The sequence below is a fragment of the Nonomuraea sp. NPDC004186 genome (assembly GCF_053603495.1).
Genome location: NZ_JBSGFQ010000081.1, coordinates 39,114 through 61,511, shown reverse-complemented (window position 1 = coordinate 61,511; position 22,398 = coordinate 39,114). Strand labels below are relative to the sequence as shown.

Sequence of the window (22,398 nt, the reverse complement as noted above, 5' to 3'; positions counted from 1 at the left end):
GCCCGATCGCGGCAGGACGATCGGGCCGGGCGCACGGCGGAGGAGCGGTCAGGTCGCGGGGAGCCAGGCCTTGACCTTGTCGGGGTTGGCGGCGACCCACTTGGCGGCCGCCTCCTCGGGCGTCATCTTGTCCTCGGCGATGTACTTGGCCACGAGGTTCTGGTCGTCGTTGGTCCAGGTGAAGTTCTTGACCAGGGTGTAGGCGGGGCTGCCCGAGTCCGCGAACTTCTTGCTCACGATCTTGTCCAGCTCGTACGGCGGGTAGTCGCAGGCCACCTTGGCCGCGTCGGCGTCACACCCCTTGGTGTACGCGGGCAGGTCGACCTTGACCAGCTTCACCTCGGACAGGAACCACTGCGGGTCGTAGAAGTAGCCGATGAGCGGCGTCTGCTGCTTCTCCGCCTGCCGGAAGGCCTGGATGAGCGCGGTCTCGCTGCCCGCGTAGACGACCTTGTAGTCCAGGTCGAGGTTCTTGACCAGCGCCGCGTCGTTGGTGACGAAGGACGGGTCGCCGTCGAGCAGCTGGCCCTTGCCCCCGGACTCGGAGGTCTTGAACAGCGAGGCGTACTTGTTGAGGTTCTTCGAGTCGGTGATGTCGGGATATTTCTTGGCCATCCACGGCGGCACGAACCAGCCGATGACGCCCTTGTTGCCGGTCGGCCCCGCCGAGACGGCGACCTTCTGCTCGTCGATGTACTTCTTCTTCAGGTCGTCGTGGGCCCAGTTCTCCACGACCGCGTCGACCTCACCGGTGGCGAAGCCCTGCCAGGACACCTCCTCCTTCAGGTCCTTCTTCACCACCTTGCAGCCGAGGTTCTTCTCCGCGACGAGCGCGATCACCGCGGCGTTGGCCTCGTAGCCCACCCATGGGTTGACCGCGAGGTTGAACGTGCCGCACGTCTTGCCGCCTCCCGCGGCGGCCTGCTGGGTTTCGCCGACCTTCGCTCCGCTGCACGCGCTGAGCAGGAGGCCGCCGCCGGTCACGAGCGCGAGCGCCCTGATCCTGCCGCTTCTCGACATCGCCACTTGGTCCTCCTGTGTTCCTGTTCCTTATTTGTTCGCAAGCCCTCCGTGGGCGGCGGCGTCGGCCCGTTGCGTGGCGGCGCGCATGACGCGGTCGAGCACGATGCCGAGCACGACGATCGCGATCCCGGCGGCCAGCCCCTTCCCGCGGAGTTCGTGCTGGGAGAAGCCGGCCACCACGTCGTAGCCGAGCGCCCCGGCGCCCACCAGGCCGCCCACGACGACCATCGAGAGCACGTAGATGAGTCCCTGGCTCGCGGCCAGCGTCACGCCGCTGCGCGCCATCGGCAGCTGCACCTTGGAGATCAGCTGCCAGGTGCCCGCCCCCGCCGAGGTCGCCGCCTCCACCGTGGTGGGGGAGACCCGCCTGATTCCCTCGGCCACCAGCTTGATCGCCACCGGCGCGGCGAAGACCACGGCCGCGATGATCGCGGTGAACCGCGTCGGGCCGAACAGGCCGAGGATGGGCACCAGGTAGACGAAGGCGGGCATGGTCTGCCCCGCGTCGAGCACGGGACGCAACAGGGTGTCGGCCCGGTCGCTGCGGCCCATCCACACGCCGGCGACCACCCCGAGCGCCATCACCAGAATGGTCGCGACCAGCGTGGAGGCCAGCGTCACCATGCTGTCCTGCCAGAGCCCGAGCGCCAGCACCATCAGCAGCCCGATGGCGGTGACCAGCGCGGCCCGCGCGCTGCCCACCAGCAGGGCCACGGCGACCGCCACCAGGCAGACCAGCCACCAGGGCGAGCCGGTCAGCAGAGCCTCGAACGGGTTGAGCAGCCCGTTGGTGAGCGCGTTCTTCAGCGCGTTGGTGTAGGTCACCAGGCTGTCCTGCACCCAGGCGCTGGCGGTGTCCGCGGCGTTGCGCACGTACGAGCCGATGTTGGCCTCGATGGGGAAGTCCGCGGCCCAGAGGTAGGTGTAGGACTGGTACGCCAGCACGGCCGCGATCCCGAGCACGCCCGCCACCTCGATGCGGCGCCGGCGCGCGGAACGCAGCCGGCCCGCGCGGCGCTGCTCCTCCACCCGCCGGCTGGCGGCCGAGGTCACCCGGTCGAGCACCACGGCCATGATCACGATCGCCAGGCCGGCGTTGAAGGCGGTCCCGACGTCCAGCGTCTGCAGCGCCTTGAGCACGGTCTTGCCCAGGCCGGGCGCGTCGATCAGGGCCGCGATGGTGGCCATGGACAGCGCGGCCATGATGGTCTGGTTGACCCCCACGATGATCGTCTGCCTGGCCATCGGCAGCCGCACGTGCCTGAGCGCCTGCAGGGGCGTGGCGCCGAGCGACGTGCCCGCTTCCATCGTCTCCGGCGAGACCTGCCGGATGCCGTGCGCGGTGATGCGGATGGCCGGCGGGACCGCGTAGATCATCGTGGCCACGGTCGCGCTGGCCGGGCCGATGAGGAAGAACAGCGTCAGCGGCGCCAGGTAGACGAACGTCGGCATCGTCTGCATGAAGTCGAGCACCGGCGTGACCAGCCGCAGGAACCGGTCGCTCAGCCCCGCCCAGATCCCGAGCGGGATGCCCACGGCCAGCGACAGCGCGACCGCCGTCAGCGTGAGGGCAAGGGTGTCCATGCTCTCCTGCCACAGGCCGAGCAGGCCGAAGGACAGGAAGCCCGCGGCCGTCAGCGCGGCCACCTTCCTGTTGCCGTACAGCAGGGCGACGGCCGTGGCGATCGCCACCACGCCGAGCCAGCCCAGCACGGGCAGGGGGCGGCCGAAGGACGGCTGGCTGATCAGCGCCTGGACGAAGGTCACCGCGTCGTCCAGGAAGAGCCGGATGTAGTTGATGAAGTAGAGGAAGAACGGGTTGCTGTTGCGGCTGTCGTCGATGACGTCCATGGCCTGGCTGAGGTCGCGGTGCAGCGGGGTCAGCTCGGCGCCGCCCAGTTGCTGGGTGTCGCGCCCGCCCAGCACCGCCCAGCCCACCACCCAGGCCGCGACGACCAGGGCCAGCAGCAGCCTGCGGTCGGGCAGCTTGTGCAGCCTGGCGGCGACCGCCGTGACGGCCGCCATCAGTGCTGCCCTCCGGCGATCACTTCGAGGATCTCCGCGCTGGTGACCACGCCGAGCAGGCCGTCGTCCCCGGCCACGCGCACCGGGCGGTCGGCCGACAGCACGGTGTGCACGGCGTCGCGGATGACCACGTCGGGGCCGAGCTCCGGGCCGTCGAGCGGCTCGCCCTCCAGCGGCGGGCGCATGATCCACGACAGGGTCAGCACGTGCGAGCGCGGGACGTCGCTGACGAAGTTGGCCACGTACTCGTCGGCGGGCGCGCCCACCACCTCGTCGGGCGTGCCGACCTGGACCAGCTCGCCGTCGCGCATGATGAGGATCCGGTCGCCGAGCTTGAGCGCCTCGCTCAGGTCGTGGGTGATGAAGATCATCGTCTTGCCCACCTCGTGGTGCAGGCGGATGACCTCGTTCTGCATCTCGCGCCTGATCAGCGGGTCCAGCGCGGAGAACGGCTCGTCGAACAGCAGCACCTCGGGGTCGGCCGCGAGCGCGCGGGCCAGGCCGACGCGCTGCTGCATGCCGCCGGAGAGCTGGTCGGGGTAGGAGTTCTCGAAGCCGGTCAGCCCGACCAGCCCGAGCACCTCGCGGGCCCGCTCGTAGCGCTCCTTCTTGGGGGTGCCCCGGATCTCCAGCCCGAAGGCCACGTTCTCCAGCACGCACCGGTGCGGCAGCAGCCCGAAGTGCTGGAAGACCATCGCCATCCGGTGCCTGCGCAGCTCGCGCAGCTTGCGGGCGTCGGCGGTGCGGATGTCCTCGCCGTCCAGCACGATCTCGCCCGCCGTGGGCTCGATCAGCCGGGTCAGGCAGCGCACCAGGGTGGACTTGCCCGAGCCCGACAGGCCCATGACGACGAACACCTCGCCCCGCCGGACCGAGAAGGAGACGTCGCGGACCGCGGCGACGCAGCCGGTCTGCTCCTTGAGCTCCGTGCGGCTCAGGGTGCTGCCGACCACGCGGCCGGCCTTGGGGCCGAACACCTTCCACAGGCCTCGGACGTCGAGAATGGGGGGTGCCTCGGTGTTGAGCGGTGTGCTTTCGGTCAGTGACGGGACGGTCATGACCACCTCTTCGTCGTCGGAGCGTCAGTTCTCTGGGAACCACCGCTGTGGGCGCGGTCGGATGTTCTGCCAGACGTGCTTGATCTCGCGGTACTCGTCCAGGCCGGTCGGGCCCAGCTCGCGGCCGTTGCCGGACTGCTTGAAGCCACCCCACTCGGCCTGCGGCACGTAGGGGTGATAGTCGTTGATCCACACCGTGCCGTGCCGCAGCCGGCCCGCGACCCGCTGCGCCCTGCCGGCGTCCTGGGTCCAGACCGCGCCGGCCAGGCCGTACTCGGTGTCGTTGGCGAGGCGGACCGCCTCGTCCTCGGTCGTGAAGCGCTCGACGGTCAGGACGGGGCCGAAGGACTCCTCGCGCACGACGCGCATGTCCTGCTTGCACTCGTCCAGGACGGTGGGCCGGTAGAAGTGTCCGGGCCCGTCGAGGCGGCGGCCGCCGCAGCGCAGCACGGCCCCCTCGGCCAGGCCCGCCGCCACGTACTCCTCGACCTTGGCCAGGTGCGCGGCGGAGATGAGCGGGCCGGTGTCGGCGTGCGGGTCGAAGGGGCCGCCCAGGCGGATCAGCTCGGCCCGCCGTACGACCTCGTCCACGAACGCGTCGTGCAGGGAGTCCTCCACCAGCAGGCGCGCGCCGGCCGAGCAGACCTGGCCGGAGTGCAGGAACACCGCGGTGAGCGTGAAGTCGACGGCCGTGTCGAAGTCGGCGTCGGCGAAGACGATGTTGGGGTTCTTGCCGCCCAGCTCCAGCGCCACCCGCTTCACGGTGGCCGCGGCGGCTGCCATGACGCGCCGCCCGGTGGCGAGGCCGCCGGTGAAGGAGACCATGTCCACGTCCGGGTGCTCGGCCAGTGGCGCGCCGACCTCCGGGCCGGTGCCGAGCACGAGGTTGGCCACCCCGTCCGGCAGCCCGGCCTCGGCCAGCGCGCGCATCAGCAGGATGGCCGTGCTGGGGGTCAGCTCGCTCGGCTTGAGCACGAACGTGTTGCCCGTGGCGAGCGCCGGGGCGACCTTCCACGTGGTCTGGAGCAGGGGGTAGTTCCACGGCGTGATGAGGCCGCAGACGCCGATCGGCTCGTGCACGATGCGGCTGATCGCGTCGTCGCGGCCGGTGTCGACGACCCGGCCCGCGTCGGTGCCCGCGACGCCGGCGAAGTAGCGCAGGCTGGCCACGCAGTCGTCGATGTCGTACTCGCTCTCCACCAGGCGCTTGCCGGTGTCTCCCGACTCGGCGCGGGCGAAGGTCTGGCGGTCGCGTTCCAGCAGGTCGGCTACCTTGTACAGCAGCGCGCCGCGCTCGCGGGCCGGCGTCGCGGGCCAGGGGCCGCCGTCGAAGGCACGCCTGGCCGCGGCGATCGCCGCCTCGGTGTCCGCGGCGGTGCCCTCGGCCACGGTGGCCACGAGGCTGCCGTCGGCGGGCGAGTGGATGCGCCGCTGACCACCGGCGAGTGGCCTGGTCCACTCGCCCGCGATGTAGAGCTCGGTCATCGGCACACCTCGATAGTTGCGTATCGCGCAAGGCGCTGCTTAATGAGGAACAGGATTGACTCGTCTCGGAGTGTTCGTCAAGGGTTTGCCGGAATCACTGGCCAAATAAATACGTTGTGCTGAGGTTTGACCTTCTTGCCCCTTGACGTGGTTGGCCCCTGCCCTCAGTCTGTTGCGTATAAATCTCTTCTTTGCGTCATACGCAACACCGGGAGGGTGTGATGTCTCCACGTCCCGACCCTGGCCGCGAGTTCATCCTCACGGTGTCCTGCTCCGACAAGCCGGGCATCGTGTACGCGGTCAGCAGCTTCCTCGTCCAGCACGGCGGGAACATGCTGCAGAGCAAGCAGTTCAACGACCGCAAGGGTGGCGGCTTCTTCATGCGCGTGCACTTCGCCGCGCATGACGAGATCGAGCGGTTGCGCGAGGGGTTCACCTACGTCGCCGAGTCCTTCCAGATGAACTGGCAGCTGAAGGACGCGGCCACGCCCACCCGCACGCTGGTCATGGCGTCGAAGTTCGGCCACTGCGTGAACGACCTGCTCTATCGACGCCAGGTGGGCGCGCTCAACATCGACATCCCCGCGATCGTCTCCAACCACCCCGACCTGGAGCCGCTGGCCGCCTCGTACGGCGTGCCGTACCACCACGTGCCCGTCACGGCCGCCACCAAGGACGAGGCCGAGGCGCGGATCCTGGAGCTGGTCGAGGAGTGCGACGCGGAGCTGGTGGTCCTGGCGCGCTACATGCAGATCCTCTCCGACGACCTGTGCAAGCGGCTGGAGGGGCGGGCCATCAACATCCACCACTCCTTCCTGCCGGGCTTCAAGGGCGCCAAGCCGTACCACCAGGCGCACGAGCGCGGAGTGAAGCTCATCGGGGCGACCGCGCACTACGTCACGGCCGACCTGGACGAGGGGCCCATCATCGAGCAGGACGTGGCCAGGGTGGACCACGAGCTCGACCCCGAGGACCTGGTCGCTGCCGGCCGGGACGTGGAGGCGCAGGTGCTGGCCAGGGCCGTGAAGTGGCACAGCGAGCAGCGCGTCCTGCTCAACGGCAATCGCACCGTCGTCTTCCGCTGACGTTCACACACGAGGGCGGTGGGGGAGTGCCCCACCGCCCTCGTGTCATACCCGGTGACGGTAGAACTCTGTCGTCTGCGGCGGCAGCGGCGTGTTGCCCAGGATGAGGTCGGCCGCCTTCTCCGCCAGCATCATGACCGGCGCGTAGATGTTGCCGTTCGTCACGTACGGCATGGCCGAGGCGTCCACCACGCGCAGCCCGTCGACGCCGTGCACCCGCATCGTGTCCGGGTCGAGCACCGACATCGCGTCCACGCCCATCCTGGCCGTGCACGAGGGATGCAGGGCGGTCTCACCGTCCTTGGCCACCCAGTCCAGGATCTCCTCGTCGGTCTCCACGGACGGGCCGGGCGACACCTCGCCCGTGCTGAGCCCGGCCAGCGCCGGCGCCCCGAGGATCTTGCGGGCGACCCGGACGGCCTCCACCCACTCGCGCCTGTCCTGCTCGGTGGACAGGTAGTTGAAGCGCAGCGCCGGATGCTGCCGCGGATCCGTGCTCTTGATCTTCACCGAGCCGCGGGCGTCGGAGTACATGGGCCCGACGTGCACCTGGTAGCCGTGGCCGCCCGCCGGCGCCGAGCCGTCGTAGCGCACGGCCAGCGGCAGGAAGTGGAACATCAGGTTGGGGTAGTCGACCTCGTCGTTGCCGCGGACGAAGCCGCCCGCCTCGAAGTGGTTGGTCGCCCCCGGCCCGCCGCGCAGGAACAGCCACTGCGCGCCGATCCAGGGGTGGCGCCACTTCTGCAGGTTCGGCTGCATCGAGACCGGCTCGCGGCAGCCGTGCTGGATGTAGACCTCCAGGTGGTCCTGCAGGTTCTCGCCCACGCCCGGCAGGTCGTGCACGACGTCGATGCCGAGGTCGCGCAGCTCGTCGGCGTTGCCGATCCCGGACAGCTGCAGCAGTTGCGGCGAGTTGATCGCGCCGCCGCACAGGATGACCTCGCCCGCGCGGACCCGGCCGCCGTCGAACTCGACGCCGACGGCCCTGTTCCCGTCGAAGACGACCTTCGTCACCAGCACGCGCGTCTTGACGGTCAGGTTGGGCCGCTTCATGACCGGGTGCAGGTACGCCCTGGCGGCGCTCAGGCGGCGCCCGCGCCGGATGTTGCGGTCGAAGCGGGCGAAGCCCTCCTGCCGGTAGCCGTTCACGTCGTCGGTCAGGGGATAGCCGGCCTGCTGCACCGCCTCGAAGAACGCGTCGTACAGCGGTGTGCTCGCCGCCCCGCGCTCCAGCACCAGCGGCCCGCCGTGGCCGCGCCACGGCGTGTCGGGGTCGGCCAGGCAGTTCTCCATCCGCTTGAAGTACGGCAGGCAGTGGGCGTAGTCCCAGCTCTTCATCCCGGGATCGGCGCCCCACCGCTCGTAGTCCAGCGGGTTGCCGCGCTGGAAGATCATGCCGTTGATGCTGCTGGAGCCGCCGAGCACCTTGCCGCGAGCGTGATAGATCCGCCGGCCGTGCATGTGGGGCTCGGGCTCCGACTCGTAGCGCCAGTCGTAGAAGCGGTTGCCGATGGGGAAGGGCAGGGCCGCGGGCATGTGGATGAACACGTCCCACGGGTAGTCCGATCGGCCCGCCTCCAGGACGAGCACCCGCGTGGCAGGGTCCGCGGAGAGCCGGTTCGCCAGCGCGCTGCCGGCCGAGCCGCCTCCGACGATGACGAAGTCGTATTGATGTGACGTCATGGTGCCTCGTCTCGCTCGCGCGTTTCGCCAAATCGTAGCGCTATACGCATTGCGTTTCACTACTCGCAACAGGAGATCTTTTGGTCGTACGTTAGACGGAGTTCCCTCTAGCACTTAGAGTTTCGCTATGGGCAACGATTCGGGCAGCGGGGGCGTGCAGTCGGTCGATCGGGCGATCAGCGTGCTGGAGATCCTCTCCCGGCGGGGCGAGGCAGGGGTCAGCGAGGTCGCCGCGGAGATCGACGTGCACAAGTCGACCGCGTTCCGGCTGCTCGGCGCGCTCGAGGCGCGCGGCCTGGTCGAGCAGGCCGAGGAACGCGGCAAATACCGGCTCGGCTTCGGCATCATCCGCCTGGCCGGCGGCGTCAACACCCAGCTCGACGTCACCCAGCGGGGGCGCCCGGTCTGCCAGCGCCTGGCGGAGGAGATCGGCGAGACGGTCAACATCGCCGTGCTCCGCTCCAGCTACGCGGTCAACCTCGACCAGGTGCGCGGCGCCTCGGCGGTCACCGCCTACAACTGGGTCGGCCAGATCACGCCGTTGCACGCCACCTCCAGCGGAAAGGTGCTGATGGCCCACCTGGACGAGCGCCAGCGCGAGCGGGTGCTGTCCGACGGGGCCCTGGAGTCCTTCACCCCCCGCACCGTCACCGACCTCGACCGGCTCAGGGAGCAGCTGACCGAGATCAAGCAGGCCGGCTACGGCTACTGCCTGGAGGAGCTGGAGGAGGGGCTGAACGCCATGGCGGCGCCCATCCGCTCCTACCACGGCGACGTCGTCGCCGCGGTGAGCGCCTCCGGCCCCGCCTACCGCTTCACCGCCGAGCGCATGCACGAGCTCGCTCCCGTCCTGATCGGCGGGGCCGACGAGATCAGCCGCCGCCTCGGGTACGCCGGCTGAGCCGGACCACGATGCTCTTGGAGGTCGGGGTGTTGGAGGTCTCGGCCACCGAGTCGAGCGGCACCAGCACATTGGTCTCCGGGAAGTAGGCGGCGCAGCAGCCGCGGGCGGTCGGGTAGGCGATGACTCTGAAGCCCTCGGCGGTGCGCTCGCCGTCGGGCCACTCGCTGACCAGGTCGACCACGTCGCCGTCGGCCAGGTCGCGCTCCGCGAGGTCGCCGGGGTGGACGAAGACCACCCTGCGGCCGTTCTTGACGCCGCGGTAGCGGTCGTCGAGGCCGTAGACGGTGGTGTTGTACTGGTCGTGGCTGCGTACGGTCTGCAGCAGCAGCCGCCCCGGCGGCACCCGCAGGACCTCCAGCCGGTTGACGGTGAAGCCCGCCCTGCCGGTGGCGGTGGGGAAGCGGCGCTCGTCCCTGGGCGCGTTGGGCAGCGCGAAGCCGGCCTCCGCGCGGTCGTTGAAGTCCTCGAAGCCGGGGATCACTCGCGCGATGCGGTCGCGGATCGTGGCGTAGTCCCGCTCGAAGCCCGCCCACGGCTCCTCGCCGAACAGCTCGCGGCCCAGCCGGGCCACGATCGCCACCTCCGACAGCAGGTCCGGGGAGGCGGGCGCGAGCCGGCCACGCGAGGCGTGCACCAGCCCCATCGAGTCCTCGACGGTGACGAACCCGGCCGGGTCGCGCTCGGTGCGGCCCAGCGTGGGCAGGATGAGCGCCCGCTCGCCGCACACCGCGTGCGAGCGGTTGAGCTTCGTGGAGACCTGCACGGTCAGCCTGGTACGGCGCAGCGCCGCCTCGGTGACGCGGCTGTCGGGGGTGGCGCGGACGAAGTTGCCGCCCATGCCGACGAAGACCTTCGCCTCGCCGTCGCGCATGGCCCGGATGGCCTCGACGGTGTCCAGCCCGTGGTGCCGGGGCGGCTCGAAGCCGAACTCCCCGGCCAGCGCGTCCAGGAAGTCCTTCGAGGGCTTCTCGTAGATGCCCATGGTCCGGTCGCCCTGGACGTTGGAGTGGCCGCGCACCGGGCACAGGCCCACGTTGCCGCGCAGCAGCTGGAAGTTGACCACCTCGCGGATGGTGGCCACGGAGTTGCGGTGCTGGGTGAGCCCCATGGCCCAGCAGACGACGACGGACCCGGCGTTCCTGACGTCGCGGGCCGTCTCCTCCAGTTCCTGCCGGGTCAGGCCGGTCGCCTCCAGCACCTCCGCCCAGTCCAGGCCGGTCAGGTGCGCCTTCCACTCCTCGAAGCCGCTGGTGTGCTCGGCGATGAACGCCTCGTCGGCGGTGTCGAGCAGCAGCAGCGACAGCGCCTGGAACAGCGCCATGTCGCCGTTGAGCCGGATCTGCAGGAACCGGTTGGCCAGCTCGGTGCCCGCGGCCAGCCCGGACGGCCGCTGCGGATTCTTGAAGCGCAGCAGCCCGGCCTCGGGCAGCGGATTGACCGCGACGATCCGCGCGCCGCCGCGCTTGGCCTTCTCCAGGGCGGTGAGCATGCGGGGGTGGTTGGTGCCCGGGTTCTGGCCGACCACGAAGATCAGGTCGGCCCGGTGCAGGTCGTCGAGCGACACGGTGCCCTTGCCGATCCCGATCGTCTCGGTGAGCGCGGCGCCGCTGGACTCGTGGCACATGTTGGAGCAGTCGGGCAGGTTGTTGGTGCCGAACCGGCGCACCAGCAACTGGTAGGCGAAGGCCGCCTCGTTGGAGGTGCGGCCCGAGGTGTAGAAGACCGCCTGGTCGGGGCTGTCCAGCGCGCGCAGCTCGGCCGCGATCATGCCGAACGCCTCCGCCCAGCCGACGGGCTCGTAGTGCTCGGCGCCCGCGGGCTTGTACATCGGCTCGGTCAGCCTGCCCTGCTGCCCCAGCCAGTAGTCGCTCATCCCGGCCAGCTCGCTCACCGGGTGGGCGGCGAAGAACTCGCGGGTGACCCGCCGGGTCGTGGCCTCCTCGGCCACCGCCTTGGCGCCGTTCTCGCAGAACTCGGCCGGGCTGCGGTGCTCGCCCTCCGGCCAGGCGCAGCCGGGGCAGTCGAAGCCGCTCTTCTGGTTGACCCGCAACAGCGTCAGCGCGGTGCGGCCGACCCCCATCTGCCGGTGGGCGATGCGCAGGGCGTGGCCCACCGCGGGCAGGCCGCCCGCCCAGTCCTTGGGCGGGCCGGCCGTCAGGCGTTCGTCGTCGTGCTCGTTCACCCGACGCGGTCCTGGACCCAGTCGTGGAAGGCGCCGATGTGGTGCTCGCTGGGCACCAGCACGCCGCCCTTGGCGTACGTACGCGAGCCCATCTGCGGCTGGCACCGCTCGCACGCCTCGAAGTCCTGCTCGTTGACCCGGTGGAACAGCTCCACCGACTTGTCCAGGTCCTTGCCGCTCGCCACGACGCCGGGCAGGTAGAGCCAGTCGCACTCGACCACCGTGCGGTCCACCGCCAGCGGGAACATGCGGTGCACGATCACGTGGTCGGGCACCAGGTTGATGAACACCTGCGGCTTGATCGTGATCGCGTAGTAGCGGCGGTCCTGCTCCTCGCTGACGCCCGGGATGCGGTCGAGCCCCTCGGACCCGTCGACGGTGAAGCCCTGGATCTCCTCGCCGAACTCGGCGCCGTGGCCCACGAAGTACTGAGCCGCGTAGCCGTCGGCGAACTCCGGCAGCACCTCGGTCAGCTCGGGATGGATCGTGGCGCAGTGGTAGCACTCCATGAAGTTCTCGATGATGAGCTTCCAGTTCGCCTTCACGTCGTAGACGATCCTGCGGCCCACCTCCAGACCGGCCACGTCGTAGTTCTCGAGCAGCTCCAGCGAGCCGAGCCGCTCGGTCACCGCGCCCAGCACGTCCTCCTCGAAGGAGGGCGGCTCGTCGGCCAGGCACACCCACACGTAGCCGAGCCACTCGCGCACGTGCACCTTCACCAGGCCGTACTCCACCCGGTCCAGGTCGGCCATCTTGGTCAGGTTGGGCGCGGCGATCAGCTTGCCGTCCAGGTCGTAGGTCCAGGCGTGATACGGGCACTGGAAGGCCCGCTTCACCTCGCCCGACTCCTCCGTGCGCAGCGTCGCGCCGCGGTGGCGGCAGACGTTGAAGAACGCGCGCACCGATCTGTCGCGCGCCCTGGTGACGAGGATGCTCTCGGAGCCGACCTGAACGGTCTTGAACGAGCCCGGCTTGGGCAGGTCGGCCGAGCGCACCACGCAGAACCACATCGCCTCGAAGATGTTCCGCTGCTCCGCGGCGAAGATCTCGGGGTCCACGTAGTAGCGACCGGGGAGGGTGGGGATCACGCTTGACGTGGTGGTGGTCACGGGCAGTACTCCTCTGAGACAGGCCGGGTCAGTGCCCTCGGCGGATCCAGTCCTCGAGCTGCGGAGCCTCGGCTCCGATGCTGGTGTCCTCACCGTGTCCGGTGTGCACCACGGTCTCGCCGGGCAGCGTCAGCAGCGTCCGGCTGATCGACGAGATGATCGTCGGGAAGTCGCTGTACGACCTGCCCGTCGCGCCGGGGCCGCCCTTGAACAGGGTGTCCCCGGAGAACAGCACGCCGAGCTCCGGCACGTACAGGCACACCGCGCCCGGCGCGTGCCCCGGCGTGTGCAGCACGTGCACGGCGGAGCCGCCCACCTTCAGAAGCCGGCCGTTGGCCAGCCGCCCGCCGGGCGTGGCCGTCCGGTGGGTCAGCTTCCACAGCACCTCGTCGTCGGGATGGAGTAGCACGGGTGCGCCGGTGAGCTCGGCCAGCTCGGGGGCGGCGTTGACGTGGTCGTCGTGCGCGTGCGTGCACACGATCGCGCTCACCCGGCGGTCACCCACGGCCCCGGCGATGGCGGAGGCGTCGTGGGCGGCGTCGATGACCAGGACCTCCCGGTCGTCGCCCACCAGCCACACGTTGTTGTCGACCTCCCACGTCCCGCCGTCCAGGCTGAACGTGCCCGAGGTGACCACACGCTCGACCCGCATTACTGTGCCTCCTTGGCCGGGCTGCGCCCGGCGGTGCTGTGATGGATGTCCTCGCTCCGCTGCGGATCCATCACAGCGCCACCACCGAGCGCAGCACCTCGCCGCGGTGCATCTTGGCGAAGGCGTCCTCGACGTCGTCCAGGCCGATGGTCTCGCTGACGAACGCGTCGAGGTCGAGACGTCCCTGCAGGTAGAGGGAGATCAGCATGGGGAAGTCGCGGCTGGGCAGGCAGTCGCCGTACCAGCTGGACTTCAGCGCGCCGCCGCGGCCGAACACGTCGAGCAGCGGCAGCTCCAGCGTCATCTCCGGCGTGGGCACCCCGACCAGAACCACGGTCCCCGCCAGGTCGCGGGCGTAGAAGGCCTGCTTGTACGTCTCCGGCCGGCCGACCGCGTCGATCACGACGTCCGCGCCGAACCCGCCGGTCAGCTCCCTGATCGCCTCGACCGGGTCGCCGTCCTTGGCGTCGACCGTGTGCGTCGCGCCGAGGCCGCGGGCCCACTCCAGTTTCCGGCCGTCCACGTCGACCGCGATGATCGTGGTCGCGCCGACCAGCCGCGCGCCCGCGATGGCCGCGTTGCCGACGCCGCCGCAGCCGATCACCGCCACCGAGTCGCCCCTGCTGACCCCGCCGGTGTTCACCGCGGCGCCGAGACCGGCCATCACGCCGCAGCCGAGCAGCCCCGCCGCGGCGGGGGAGGCGGCCGGGTCGACCTTGGTGCACTGGCCCGCGGCCACGAGCGTCTTGTCGGCGAACGCGCCGATGCCCAGCGCCGGGCTGAGCGGGGTGCCGTCGGCCAGGGTCATCTTCTGGGTGGCGTTGTGGGTGGCGAAGCAGTACTGCGGGCGGCCGCGCAGGCACGCCCGGCACGAGCCGCACACGGCCCGCCAGTTCAGGATCACGAAGTCGCCGGGCGCGACGTCGGTGACACCGTCGCCGACCGACTCCACCACGCCGGCCGCCTCGTGGCCGAGCAGGAACGGGAAGTCGTCGCTGATGCCGCCCTCGCGATAGTGCAGGTCCGTGTGGCAGACCCCGCAGGCCTGGACCTGGACCAGCGCCTCGCCGGGTCCCGGGTCCGGCACCAGGATGGTCTCCAGGCTGACCGGCTTGCCCTTGCCGGTCGCGACGACCCCGCGTACTTCATGAGCCATGATTCACTCCTGTCTCAGCCGACCTGAACCGGCGCCGTTTCGAGCTGCCGCCGCCACCGGGTGAACAGCCGTACCTGGTTGACCCCGAGGACCGCGACCGGGCGGTCGCCCTGCCGGTAGACCGCGAGGAAGCTGTGCTCGGCCGGGTCGCCCTCCTCCACGCTGACCGTATCCGCGTCCGCGGCGTGCCCGATGAACTGGATCTTCACGTCGAACTGGTCGGACCAGATGTAGGTGGGCCGCCGCGCCTCGGCGCGGGCGGTGCCGCCGGACAGCAGCGTGGCCGCCGCGACCGAGGCCCGCTGCCGGGCTCCCGTCCAGTGCTCGATCCTGTGGTGCCTGCCCTGGACGGGGTCGAACCAGGCGGCGCAGTCGCCCACGGCCACGATGCCGGGGGCGGAGGTGCCGCCCGCCTCGTCACACAGTACGCCGTCGCCCAGGTCGAGGCCGCTGCCCCGGAGCCAGTCGATGGCGGGTACGGCGCCGATCCCGACGACCACGACGTCCGCGGGCAGGTGGGTGCCGTCCGCCAGCCGTACCCCGTCCACCCGGTCCTCGCCGGTGAGGCCGGACACGACCGTGCCGGACAGCAGCCGCACCCCGCGCCGCTCGTGCAGCGCGGCCAGCGCCTCGGCCATCGGCACGCCGACGACGCGGGCCAGCGGCGCCGGGCCGGACTCGACCAGCGTCACGTCCAGGCCGAGGTCGCGGGCGGTGGCGGCGACCTCGGCGCCGACGAAGCCGCCGCCGATCACCACCAGCCGCCGGCTCGCCTCCAGGTCGGCGCGCAGGGAGCGGGCGTCGTCCAGGGTGCGCAGCGTGTGCACGCCGGCCAGGTGGCCGGCGGCGGGAAGCCGGCGGGCGGTGGCGCCGGTGGCGATGACGATGCCGTCGGCCCGCACCGAGGTGCCGTCGCTCAGCTCGACGCGGCGCTCCCCGGGGTCCAGGGCCACGGCGGCCACGCCGAGCCGCCACTCCGCGTCCAGCTCCTCGCCCTCGCCCTCGCTCTCCAGAGCCAGGTCGGCCTCGGCCAGGTCGCCGCGCAGGAAGTCCTTCGACAGCGGCGGGCGGTCATAGGGTCGGTGGCGCTCGTCCCCGACCAGCACCAGCCTGCCCCGGTAGCCCTGGGCGCGCAGCGCCCTGGCGGTCAGCAGCCCGGCGAGGGAGGCGCCGACGACGCAGATCGTGTTCACACCTGCCCCTTGACGGTGACGCCCGGCGGCAGGTTGGGTGGCGCCTCGGACTGCTTGACGTAGATGACGCCGTCGTCGACCACCACCTCGTGCGTGCGCACGGGGCGCTTGGCCGGCGGCGCGTCCACCTGGCCGGTGCGCAGGTCGAAACGCGAGGCGTGCAGCGGGCACTCGATCTCGCACCCCTCCAGCCAGCCGTCGGCGAGCGAGGCGTCCTGGTGGGTACAGGTGTCATCGATGGCGAAGATCTCGCCGTCCTCGGTGTGGAAAACCGCGATCGGCGGGTCGGCCTCGACGCGAAGGGCCTCGCCTCGAGGGAGTGACGCCAGTGGGCACGCTGGGATCATCCTGTCACCCCGGTTTCGTAAAGAGAAACGTCTAGCGCTATACGCAACAGAGTGAGGGTGTGGCGGGGAGATGTCAAGGCTGATTTGTCGGACTTAGACCCCAGTGTCCGGACGCCTCACCGCGTCCGTGGATGCCGTGCGCCGACGGGGAAGGCGAGGAATGCCAGACCCCCGGCGAGCACGGCACCAGAACAGCACCGGCGACCGCTGGCCCAGCACCGCCGGCGACTGCTCATCCACGATGCCCAGCACCGCCGGCGATCGCTCACCCACGACGCCCGGCACCCCCGCGGAGGCTGGCCGGCCACCACCGCCCGCCCAGGAGCACGCCGTCTGATGCGCATCCTTGAGGCCGGCGGGGCTCCGGCGCTCAGCCCGCGTACTCGAGGCCCGTCTGGCGCTCGGCGGTGACCTCCAGGCAGACCACGCCCTCGCGCGCCGGTGTGACTCTGAAGACGATCCAGTCGCCGCCCACCTGATCCGCCGCCAGCGGTTCGACCGTGTACCCGCCCTCATGGACCACGACGCGGCGGAACTCCGCGGTCAGGCCGCGTTTCCCGACCTCGGCCAGCACGTCGTCGACGGTCCGGCCGCTCACCTTGACCCCGGTCGGCGGCTCTCCGGGACGGGTGGCCGACATCCGGTCGTTCTCGTAGGACTCTCCCGGCTTGGCCGGCCTGCCCAGCTCGAAGTACACCATGTCGGGCGTGCCCTTGATCGCCGCCGGGACGGTCACCACCATGAAGCAGCCGCTGTCGGCCAGATCGCAGTCCGCCGGCTCCTTGCGGGCCCCGATGGGCACGTTCACCGGGGTGAGGCCGCCGCCCAGGCTCACGATCTCGCCGACCGCGCTGGGCGAGATGGGGATCACCCTGAGCTCGACGTTGAGGCCGAGGGAACGGAACGCCTCGGAGAACTTCCGCTGGTCCGCGTAGGGGTCCTTGATCCGGGCGACGTAGGTGTCGGCCTCCTCGTGGATCTCCACCGCGGAGTTGGCGTAGGAGGTCGCGACGCCGCCGAGCAGGCTCGGCCCGAGGACGACGCTGAGGACGAGGACGGCGGAGGCGGCGAGCCCGAGCAGCGCGCGATGCCCGAGTCGACGCCCGCGCCGGCGTCCCAGGAGCGCCGTCGTCGTCACGTCCCGCTCCTGGGCGATGATGTCGGCGAACAGCGCCCGCGCGCGTGCGCCGCCGGCACGTCCGCCCGGTTCGTCCGGACTGATCCGGGCCAGGGGTCTCAGCAGCTCGTCGATCTCATCGAGGTCCCTCATAGCGATGTCCCCGTGGGAAGGACGGCGTCGGTCAGCGTGAATCGGACGTCGGCTCCTTCCAGCGCCCGGGAGAGGCGTCTGCGCGCGGTGGAGCCAGATACGGACGGCGTTCGGCCAGCACGTTGCGGGCCACTCCGTAGACCCAGAGCCTCGCCTCCGCGCCCGGGGGCAGTTCGTCGATCTTGCGCCAGACGATGACGAAGGTCTCGGCGACGACGTCGGCCGCGTCCTGCGGCGAGTCGCAGCGGCGTCCGGCGTAGGCGGTGATCTGGTCGTAGGTCGCCCGGTAGACCGCTTCGAACCTGTGCGTGTCAGCTGACACAGGCGGTTCCCATCGTGACGTCCTCCACTTCCGGTACGGGTACGAACGCCCTCTTCATGGGTGGAGTCGCCCCGATCATTTCGCCCGGAACCGGAAAATCTTGGGCGGCCTCGCGGCTCTCCAGCCCGGAGTGGCTCTTGGAGAGCAGCGAGGCGCCCGTCACGCGGGAAGGGGCTCAGCCCGTGTAGTCGCTGGCGTGGGTCTCGCCGGACGGCCACAGGTATCTGCCGTGGTCGGCCGTCGTGAAGTTCTTGTTGTCGTCTCCCGTACGGGCCTGGATGAGGTTGCGGCGCCAGGTGGAGCCGCGCGCCGACCCGCCCCAGATGTTGCCGTACAGGAAGCCGTACAGCTGCTCGAGTTCGGCCGAGAAGACGTTGTCGGTGACGGTGATGTTCGTGGCGTTGTTCGCGACACCGATGCTGAGCGCGTATCCCCAGCCGGAGACGTAGTTGTTCGTGACCGAGATGTGGTCGTACACGCCGTTGCCCTGCAGGGCCAGGCCGTTGGTGTTGCCCAGGGAGGCCAGGGTGTTGTGGTGGACGATCATGGGGCCGCCGTTGCCTTCGCTCTGCGGGCCTATGCCGTCGTGGTGGTATTCGTCATGCGACGTATCCGCCATGTCGTGGATGTAGTTGTTCGTCCACGTCGACGGGCGGTCCGGGAAACCCGTCACCATGATCATGCCGGCGTTGCCCCAGATGTCGTTGTGGTCCATGACGGCCACGGCTTCCTTCATCGTCGTGGCGAGCTGCCAGGAATCCTCGAAGGGCGTGCCGGGCTTGGTGTGGGACGACGAGACGGTGCCGTCGTTGCCGGGCGGCATCGCGTAGGAGCTCGGCTTGAACGTCGAGTAGAGGAACTTGATGTTGTTGTCCGAGTAGATCTGGACGAGGTTGTCGTTGGGGTTGGTGCCCTCGAAAAGGCAGCCGACGAACGTGAGGTTGTCGCCGTAGATCAGCACCTTCAGGCCGAGGAAGCGCTTGTAGGAGATGACGCTGTTGTCCGGGAACTCGAGCCTCAGCGGTTTGTCGGCGCTCATGCCCGCCGCGTAGTCGGTGAGCTTGCCCGGGTACGCGCCCAGCCCCAGGCCTCCGGCGTTGGCCGGCGTGTTGGCGTAGCCGGTGTTCGAGAAGTCCGGCCAGTAGCCTGAGCCGTCGTTGGGCCGGGCGTCGATGGGGTTCACGACCTCCTCCGCACCGCGCGCACGGAATTCGCCGCCGGTGACGACGCTCGTGGAGAGGGCGGCGGCGAGGCAGGCGAGGGCGACGGCGGCGGAGAAGGAACTCCGGGCGAACGCGCGGACGAGGGGTAAGCGCCGGCGATTCTCGACGTCCTGGCGATGTGATGTCTTGATTTCGTGCTCCGATCGGGTCGACTACGTGTCCCGCCCCGTGCCGTCCAGCGGCAGAGGCGATCTTTCGGCACCACGTAGTGTGCCGGGGAGCTCCGGTATTTCGGGCGATTTCTTATGACCACATGGCGCAGCCGAAAACTGTCTCCCCGTGATCACCCGCGCTCTTGCTGGGGGAAAAGGTGTGAGTCGAGGCGAAACGAGCGGAATGCTTTCGCACCATTTCCTGAAGTCAGAGAACGCACCCGAAGTGGCGGGCGATGCGCACCGGTTCACCGGTATGTACGACGAATGCCGACAACGCGTCTGGGCCTACGTGGTCAGCCGCGCGGGACGGCAGGTGGCGGACGAGGCGACCGAGCCCGATGGGCGTCCTGCGGGCGCCGGCCGCGCTGCCGGAGGACGACCAGGAAATCCTCGTCCTGGGCGCCTGGCATGCTGTCCGCCAGGGAAGCCGCCCGCGTCATCGGCTGCTCGCCGGCGGCGTACCGCGTGTGGCCGCATCGGGCCCGTAAGCGGCTCAAGCAGGCTAGGGCCGGCGAACTGGTCAGGGGCTCGCGCCGCGGTGAGCCTGCCCAGCCGTCCCTGCCCCACGTGCGGAACTCCGGCGAGGAGCGGTGATGAATCTCACGGATGAGCTCCCGGCCGCGCGGCCTGCGCATCTCGGCGATCGGCCGATGGCCCCGCGTGCGGGGGTCACCGAGCTGTCCCGCGCTACATCGAGGCCGCCGCCGGTGCGGCGCCGGCGCAGGGCGGTCAAGCCCGGGTGAGTCCTCGGCCTAGCCGGGGCACCCACGGCAGTGGCCGCGCCGACTGCGGTGACCGTGCCGACCGCGCCGACTGCGGTGACCGTGCCGATTGCGCCGATTGTGCCGACCACGGTGACCGCGGCCATGGCGAGGAACGGCACGGTGCCGACGCCACGGGGCCTGACGGCGGCCGTCCGGTCACCGTCACTCCCAGGGCCGTGCCGAGGATGCGGGTGAGAGCTGTCGGCGCGCGACATCCTGCCGATTGCCGCAGAGAACGCTGGCCGCGTGCGAGGCGCAGCGGCGGTGCAGTTACCACTTGCCCGCTGTGGCGTCCGACGGCTGCGACCCGGCGTGCAGCGCGTTGTTGATCGCGTTGAACTCGCTGCTGCGCACCGCGATCCGCCCAACCCCGTCACGGCTGGCCCATTGCACGCGGCCCCAAGCCGCCACGGACGCTCGGCCCGGCCAAGAGGCTCACCCGCCCGCTGCCCTGCCCAACGCCGCCACGAACACCGGCCCGGCCGAGAGGCTCGCCCGCCCGCTGGGCGTCACCAGCCCGTCCGGGTACGAGGCGTCCGCCAGCAACCGCCGCGTGTACGCCATCGGCAGGAAGATCAGCAGCTGCTCGGCCGGCCACGGCTCGACGCCGGCCCCGGCCAGCCGCTCCCATACCTCCTCGTCACGAGGCGTTTCCGTACCCGCCCGGAACGCGGCGGTTCCGAAGCCGCGCGGTACGCGGCGACCCCACCTCGACAGCCGCGTCAACCCCCGTCGGCGCAACCCTGCTTCCGGCCCGAGGGTGCCCATGTCCAGCTCGAATCGTCCGTACGGCGGTCGCGCCGCATCGGCTGTCAGCGGACCTGCGTCGAGGCCTCGACGACGTGGCAGCCTTGGGCGTCGCCGGAAGCGGTGGACCACGTCCCTTGCTGGCCGGAAACCTTGGTCACCCACGGGCCGACGATCGTTCGCGTGTAGGGGTAGTGAGCCGAGTTGCACTTCGCGGCAACCCGGTAGCTGCCGAAGCCGGACGCGCACAGTGCGCCCGCCACGTTCGTCGTCGTGTTAACGGAAGTGAAGCAATTCCATACTTCGGCGTGCGCCGGGGTGGCGGTACCGGCGAGGACTATCGCGCCGGCTGCCGCGGCAGCCAGGGCCCGGAGGACGTTACCCATGGCGTCTCCTTTGCGCCTTCAGCTTGGCTTACGCGCTTCATGCTTCCGCGTGCGCATGATCCGAGGACAGGGCATCAGGAGGGCATCTACCGGCCATTTCGCGTCAACGCGAGCACCCCGCTGCCGGCTGCGAGTCGCCTGACCCGGGAGCCACGGGGACTCACGAGGTCAGGGGATGAGCGAGACCTCAGGGAAGCGGGTGTCGGAGCCCTCGAACAGGCGGGTCGGCTTGCCCCGCAGGTGCAGGTCGAAGAAGGCCCCGACGTAGGCGCGCTGGGCCGCCACCGAACGGCCGGGATCGATCGTACCCACGTAGTCCGCGAGCGGCACCCTGGGGAGCTTGGCCGCGATCTGCGGCAGCAACGGCTGCAGGTCGGTGAACGAGCCGTGGGCCGCACCCTTGAAGCGCAGCTCCCGCTTCCACCCGGTCGAGGCCCGCCAGAACGACTTCCAGCTCGGTTCGCCGGCACGCGTGTGGGTCTCGGCCGCCAGTTGCAGGAACGGCCTGGCCACACCGCGCGTGGCCACCGGGCCGACGTAGGAGCCGTCGAGGTTGACGGCCGCGTCCACGCGGGCGTCGTCGCGGGTCAGCTGCGCGGCGACCGACCCGCCCAGCGACTGTCCCAGCGCCCCCACCCGTGAGGCGTCGGGCGCGCCGAGCATCCCCTTGGGCAGCTCGCCGCCGATCGGGCGGCCGTGGGCCAGGGCGGTGACCTGGTCCAGGACGTACCGCATGTCCGCCAGGCGCGCCCGCGCGTGGTCCGCCAGCAGCTTGGCGATGACCTTCGGCGTCAGCTTCGCGGGCAGCGGCAGGGCGCGTACCAGGCGTCGGCCGGGAAACTCCACCTGGTCGGCCTCGTAGGTGTGGTCGACGGTGACGACCAGGTAGCCGCGCGAGGCCAGGTCCTCGACCAGGGTGGTGCCCAGCGTACGTGGCCCGCCGTCCCCCGAACTGAACAGCACCACCGGCAGCCTGCCCGCACGCGGCTCGACCGGCGTACCCACGCGGGCGTGGGTACGCGTGGCGGCCCAGGCGACGGCGCCCTTCGCGATGCCCAGGGGCGGAGCCGAGTGCCGATCCCAGTCGGCGGCGGCCAGCGGCGCCATGTGCGGCGCGAGCGGCCCGCCGCCCGCCGCCGGATACCACAGGCTGATCATCAGTTCCCGGTACGGCTTGGCCGCCATCAGCGGATCGGGCCGCGAGCGGTCCACCAGCCGCATGGCCACGGTCCCGACCGGATACGGGCCGCCGGGCGCGGGCAGGCTCACCCCAATCGGGCTCGCGGCACCGGCACCGGCACCGGCACCGGCACCGGCACCGGCACCGGCACCGGCACCGGCGTCGGCCTCGGCACCGGCGCTGGACGCGGGCAGGGAGACCGCCAGCACCAGCACGGCCAGCCCAGCGACCCTGCCCGCCACCGTGCCTCCGACCGTGCCTCCGACTGTGCCCGCGACCGTGCCTCCGGCCGTGCGCGCGACGGTGCCCGCGGCTTTCGCGACGGCGGACGTTGGGCTTTTGGAGACAGAGGACAAACCGGTGGCTTGAGCGCCCATGGCCAGATCAGGATTTTTCGTGACAACGGACATGCGAAAGCTCCTTCATCGGAAAGGGATGTCCGACAGGCT

The 22,398-nt window shown here is 70.7% G+C and carries 20 protein-coding genes; 2 read left to right on the top strand and 18 right to left on the bottom strand.

Translation table 11 applies throughout. The features are described 5' to 3' along the window. Positions 1-48: 48 nt before the first annotated feature. Genes ACWEPL_RS45275 through ACWEPL_RS45260 form a run of 4 tightly spaced genes read right to left on the bottom strand, consistent with a single transcriptional unit; the run spans position 49 to position 5,591 of the window. Positions 49-1,020: an ABC transporter substrate-binding protein gene (locus ACWEPL_RS45275; RefSeq protein ID WP_350734560.1), complete on the bottom strand. Its 972-nt coding sequence runs from the start codon at positions 1,018-1,020 to the stop codon at positions 49-51. 30 nt (positions 1,021-1,050) lie between these two features. After that, positions 1,051-3,048: an ABC transporter permease gene (locus ACWEPL_RS45270; RefSeq protein ID WP_350734508.1), complete on the bottom strand. Its 1,998-nt coding sequence runs from the start codon at positions 3,046-3,048 to the stop codon at positions 1,051-1,053. Beyond that, positions 3,048-4,106, bottom strand: coding sequence for a quaternary amine ABC transporter ATP-binding protein (locus tag ACWEPL_RS45265; RefSeq protein ID WP_350734510.1), 1,059 nt, complete (start codon positions 4,104-4,106; stop codon positions 3,048-3,050). Before ACWEPL_RS45265 ends, ACWEPL_RS45270 begins: the two co-directional genes overlap by 1 nt. A gap of 24 nt (positions 4,107-4,130) precedes the next feature. After that, a complete protein-coding gene (locus ACWEPL_RS45260) occupies positions 4,131-5,591 on the bottom strand; it encodes an aldehyde dehydrogenase family protein (protein ID WP_452439862.1) in 1,461 nt (486 codons plus the stop codon). A 221-nt stretch (positions 5,592-5,812) separates the two neighbouring features. Between ACWEPL_RS45260 and purU the strand changes: the two genes are divergently transcribed. Then, the gene (purU, locus tag ACWEPL_RS45255) at positions 5,813-6,676 is read left to right on the top strand and encodes a formyltetrahydrofolate deformylase (RefSeq protein WP_363968395.1); all 864 of its coding nucleotides are present in this window, start codon (positions 5,813-5,815) and stop codon (positions 6,674-6,676) included. A gap of 45 nt (positions 6,677-6,721) precedes the next feature. Here purU and betA read toward each other — a convergent pair whose 3' ends face one another. Further along, on the bottom strand, positions 6,722-8,359 hold the full coding sequence (gene betA / locus ACWEPL_RS45250; protein ID WP_452439860.1) for a choline dehydrogenase: 1,638 nt from the start codon (positions 8,357-8,359) through the stop codon (positions 6,722-6,724). A 127-nt stretch (positions 8,360-8,486) separates the two neighbouring features. Here betA and ACWEPL_RS45245 point away from each other — a divergent pair, with 127 nt between their 5' ends. Beyond that, positions 8,487-9,260, top strand: coding sequence for an IclR family transcriptional regulator (locus tag ACWEPL_RS45245; RefSeq protein WP_363968391.1), 774 nt, complete (start codon positions 8,487-8,489; stop codon positions 9,258-9,260). Here ACWEPL_RS45245 and ACWEPL_RS45240 read toward each other — a convergent pair. The 13 genes from ACWEPL_RS45240 to ACWEPL_RS45180 all read right to left on the bottom strand — a co-directional run bounded on the left by ACWEPL_RS45240 (position 9,232) and on the right by ACWEPL_RS45180 (position 22,359). Further along, positions 9,232-11,445 (bottom strand): FdhF/YdeP family oxidoreductase, encoded by a 2,214-nt coding sequence (locus ACWEPL_RS45240; protein WP_452439859.1) that lies wholly within the window; start codon positions 11,443-11,445, stop codon positions 9,232-9,234. The genes ACWEPL_RS45245 and ACWEPL_RS45240 overlap by 29 nt on opposite strands. Next, positions 11,442-12,554: an aromatic ring-hydroxylating oxygenase subunit alpha gene (locus tag ACWEPL_RS45235; RefSeq protein WP_452439858.1), complete on the bottom strand. Its 1,113-nt coding sequence runs from the start codon at positions 12,552-12,554 to the stop codon at positions 11,442-11,444. Before ACWEPL_RS45235 ends, ACWEPL_RS45240 begins: the two co-directional genes overlap by 4 nt. Positions 12,555-12,582: 28 nt before the next feature. Continuing rightward, positions 12,583-13,206 carry an MBL fold metallo-hydrolase gene (locus ACWEPL_RS45230; RefSeq protein ID WP_452439856.1) on the bottom strand — a complete coding sequence of 208 codons (624 nt, stop codon included), beginning with the start codon at positions 13,204-13,206 and terminating at the stop codon, positions 12,583-12,585. Positions 13,207-13,276: 70 nt separating this feature from the next. Then, positions 13,277-14,362 carry an S-(hydroxymethyl)mycothiol dehydrogenase gene (locus ACWEPL_RS45225; protein WP_452439855.1) on the bottom strand — a complete coding sequence of 362 codons (1,086 nt, stop codon included), beginning with the start codon at positions 14,360-14,362 and terminating at the stop codon, positions 13,277-13,279. A gap of 14 nt (positions 14,363-14,376) precedes the next feature. Then, positions 14,377-15,555 carry an NAD(P)/FAD-dependent oxidoreductase gene (locus tag ACWEPL_RS45220; RefSeq protein WP_452439853.1) on the bottom strand — a complete coding sequence of 393 codons (1,179 nt, stop codon included), beginning with the start codon at positions 15,553-15,555 and terminating at the stop codon, positions 14,377-14,379. Continuing rightward, complete coding sequence (locus tag ACWEPL_RS45215; RefSeq protein ID WP_185074514.1) at positions 15,552-15,902, bottom strand: bifunctional 3-phenylpropionate/cinnamic acid dioxygenase ferredoxin subunit; 351 nt, start codon at positions 15,900-15,902, stop codon at positions 15,552-15,554. The genes ACWEPL_RS45220 and ACWEPL_RS45215 overlap by 4 nt, the downstream gene beginning before the upstream one ends. A 370-nt stretch (positions 15,903-16,272) precedes the next feature. Then, positions 16,273-17,172 carry a hypothetical protein gene (locus tag ACWEPL_RS45210; RefSeq protein WP_452439852.1) on the bottom strand — a complete coding sequence of 300 codons (900 nt, stop codon included), beginning with the start codon at positions 17,170-17,172 and terminating at the stop codon, positions 16,273-16,275. 31 nt (positions 17,173-17,203) lie between these two features. Continuing rightward, the gene (locus ACWEPL_RS45205; RefSeq protein ID WP_452439851.1) at positions 17,204-17,494 is read right to left on the bottom strand and encodes an RNA polymerase sigma factor; all 291 of its coding nucleotides are present in this window, start codon (positions 17,492-17,494) and stop codon (positions 17,204-17,206) included. A 175-nt stretch (positions 17,495-17,669) separates the two neighbouring features. Next, complete coding sequence (locus tag ACWEPL_RS45200; RefSeq protein ID WP_363968375.1) at positions 17,670-18,677, bottom strand: hypothetical protein; 1,008 nt, start codon at positions 18,675-18,677, stop codon at positions 17,670-17,672. A gap of 1,229 nt (positions 18,678-19,906) precedes the next feature. Continuing rightward, the gene (locus tag ACWEPL_RS45195; protein WP_452439849.1) at positions 19,907-20,029 is read right to left on the bottom strand and encodes a hypothetical protein; all 123 of its coding nucleotides are present in this window, start codon (positions 20,027-20,029) and stop codon (positions 19,907-19,909) included. Between the two features lie 42 nt (positions 20,030-20,071). Beyond that, on the bottom strand, positions 20,072-20,404 hold the full coding sequence (locus ACWEPL_RS45190) for a hypothetical protein (RefSeq protein WP_452439848.1): 333 nt from the start codon (positions 20,402-20,404) through the stop codon (positions 20,072-20,074). Positions 20,405-20,448: 44 nt separating this feature from the next. Continuing rightward, on the bottom strand, positions 20,449-20,769 hold the full coding sequence (locus tag ACWEPL_RS45185; protein ID WP_350734536.1) for a hypothetical protein: 321 nt from the start codon (positions 20,767-20,769) through the stop codon (positions 20,449-20,451). Between the two features lie 168 nt (positions 20,770-20,937). Next, positions 20,938-22,359: an alpha/beta hydrolase family protein gene (locus tag ACWEPL_RS45180; protein WP_452439847.1), complete on the bottom strand. Its 1,422-nt coding sequence runs from the start codon at positions 22,357-22,359 to the stop codon at positions 20,938-20,940. Positions 22,360-22,398: the final 39 nt, after the last annotated feature.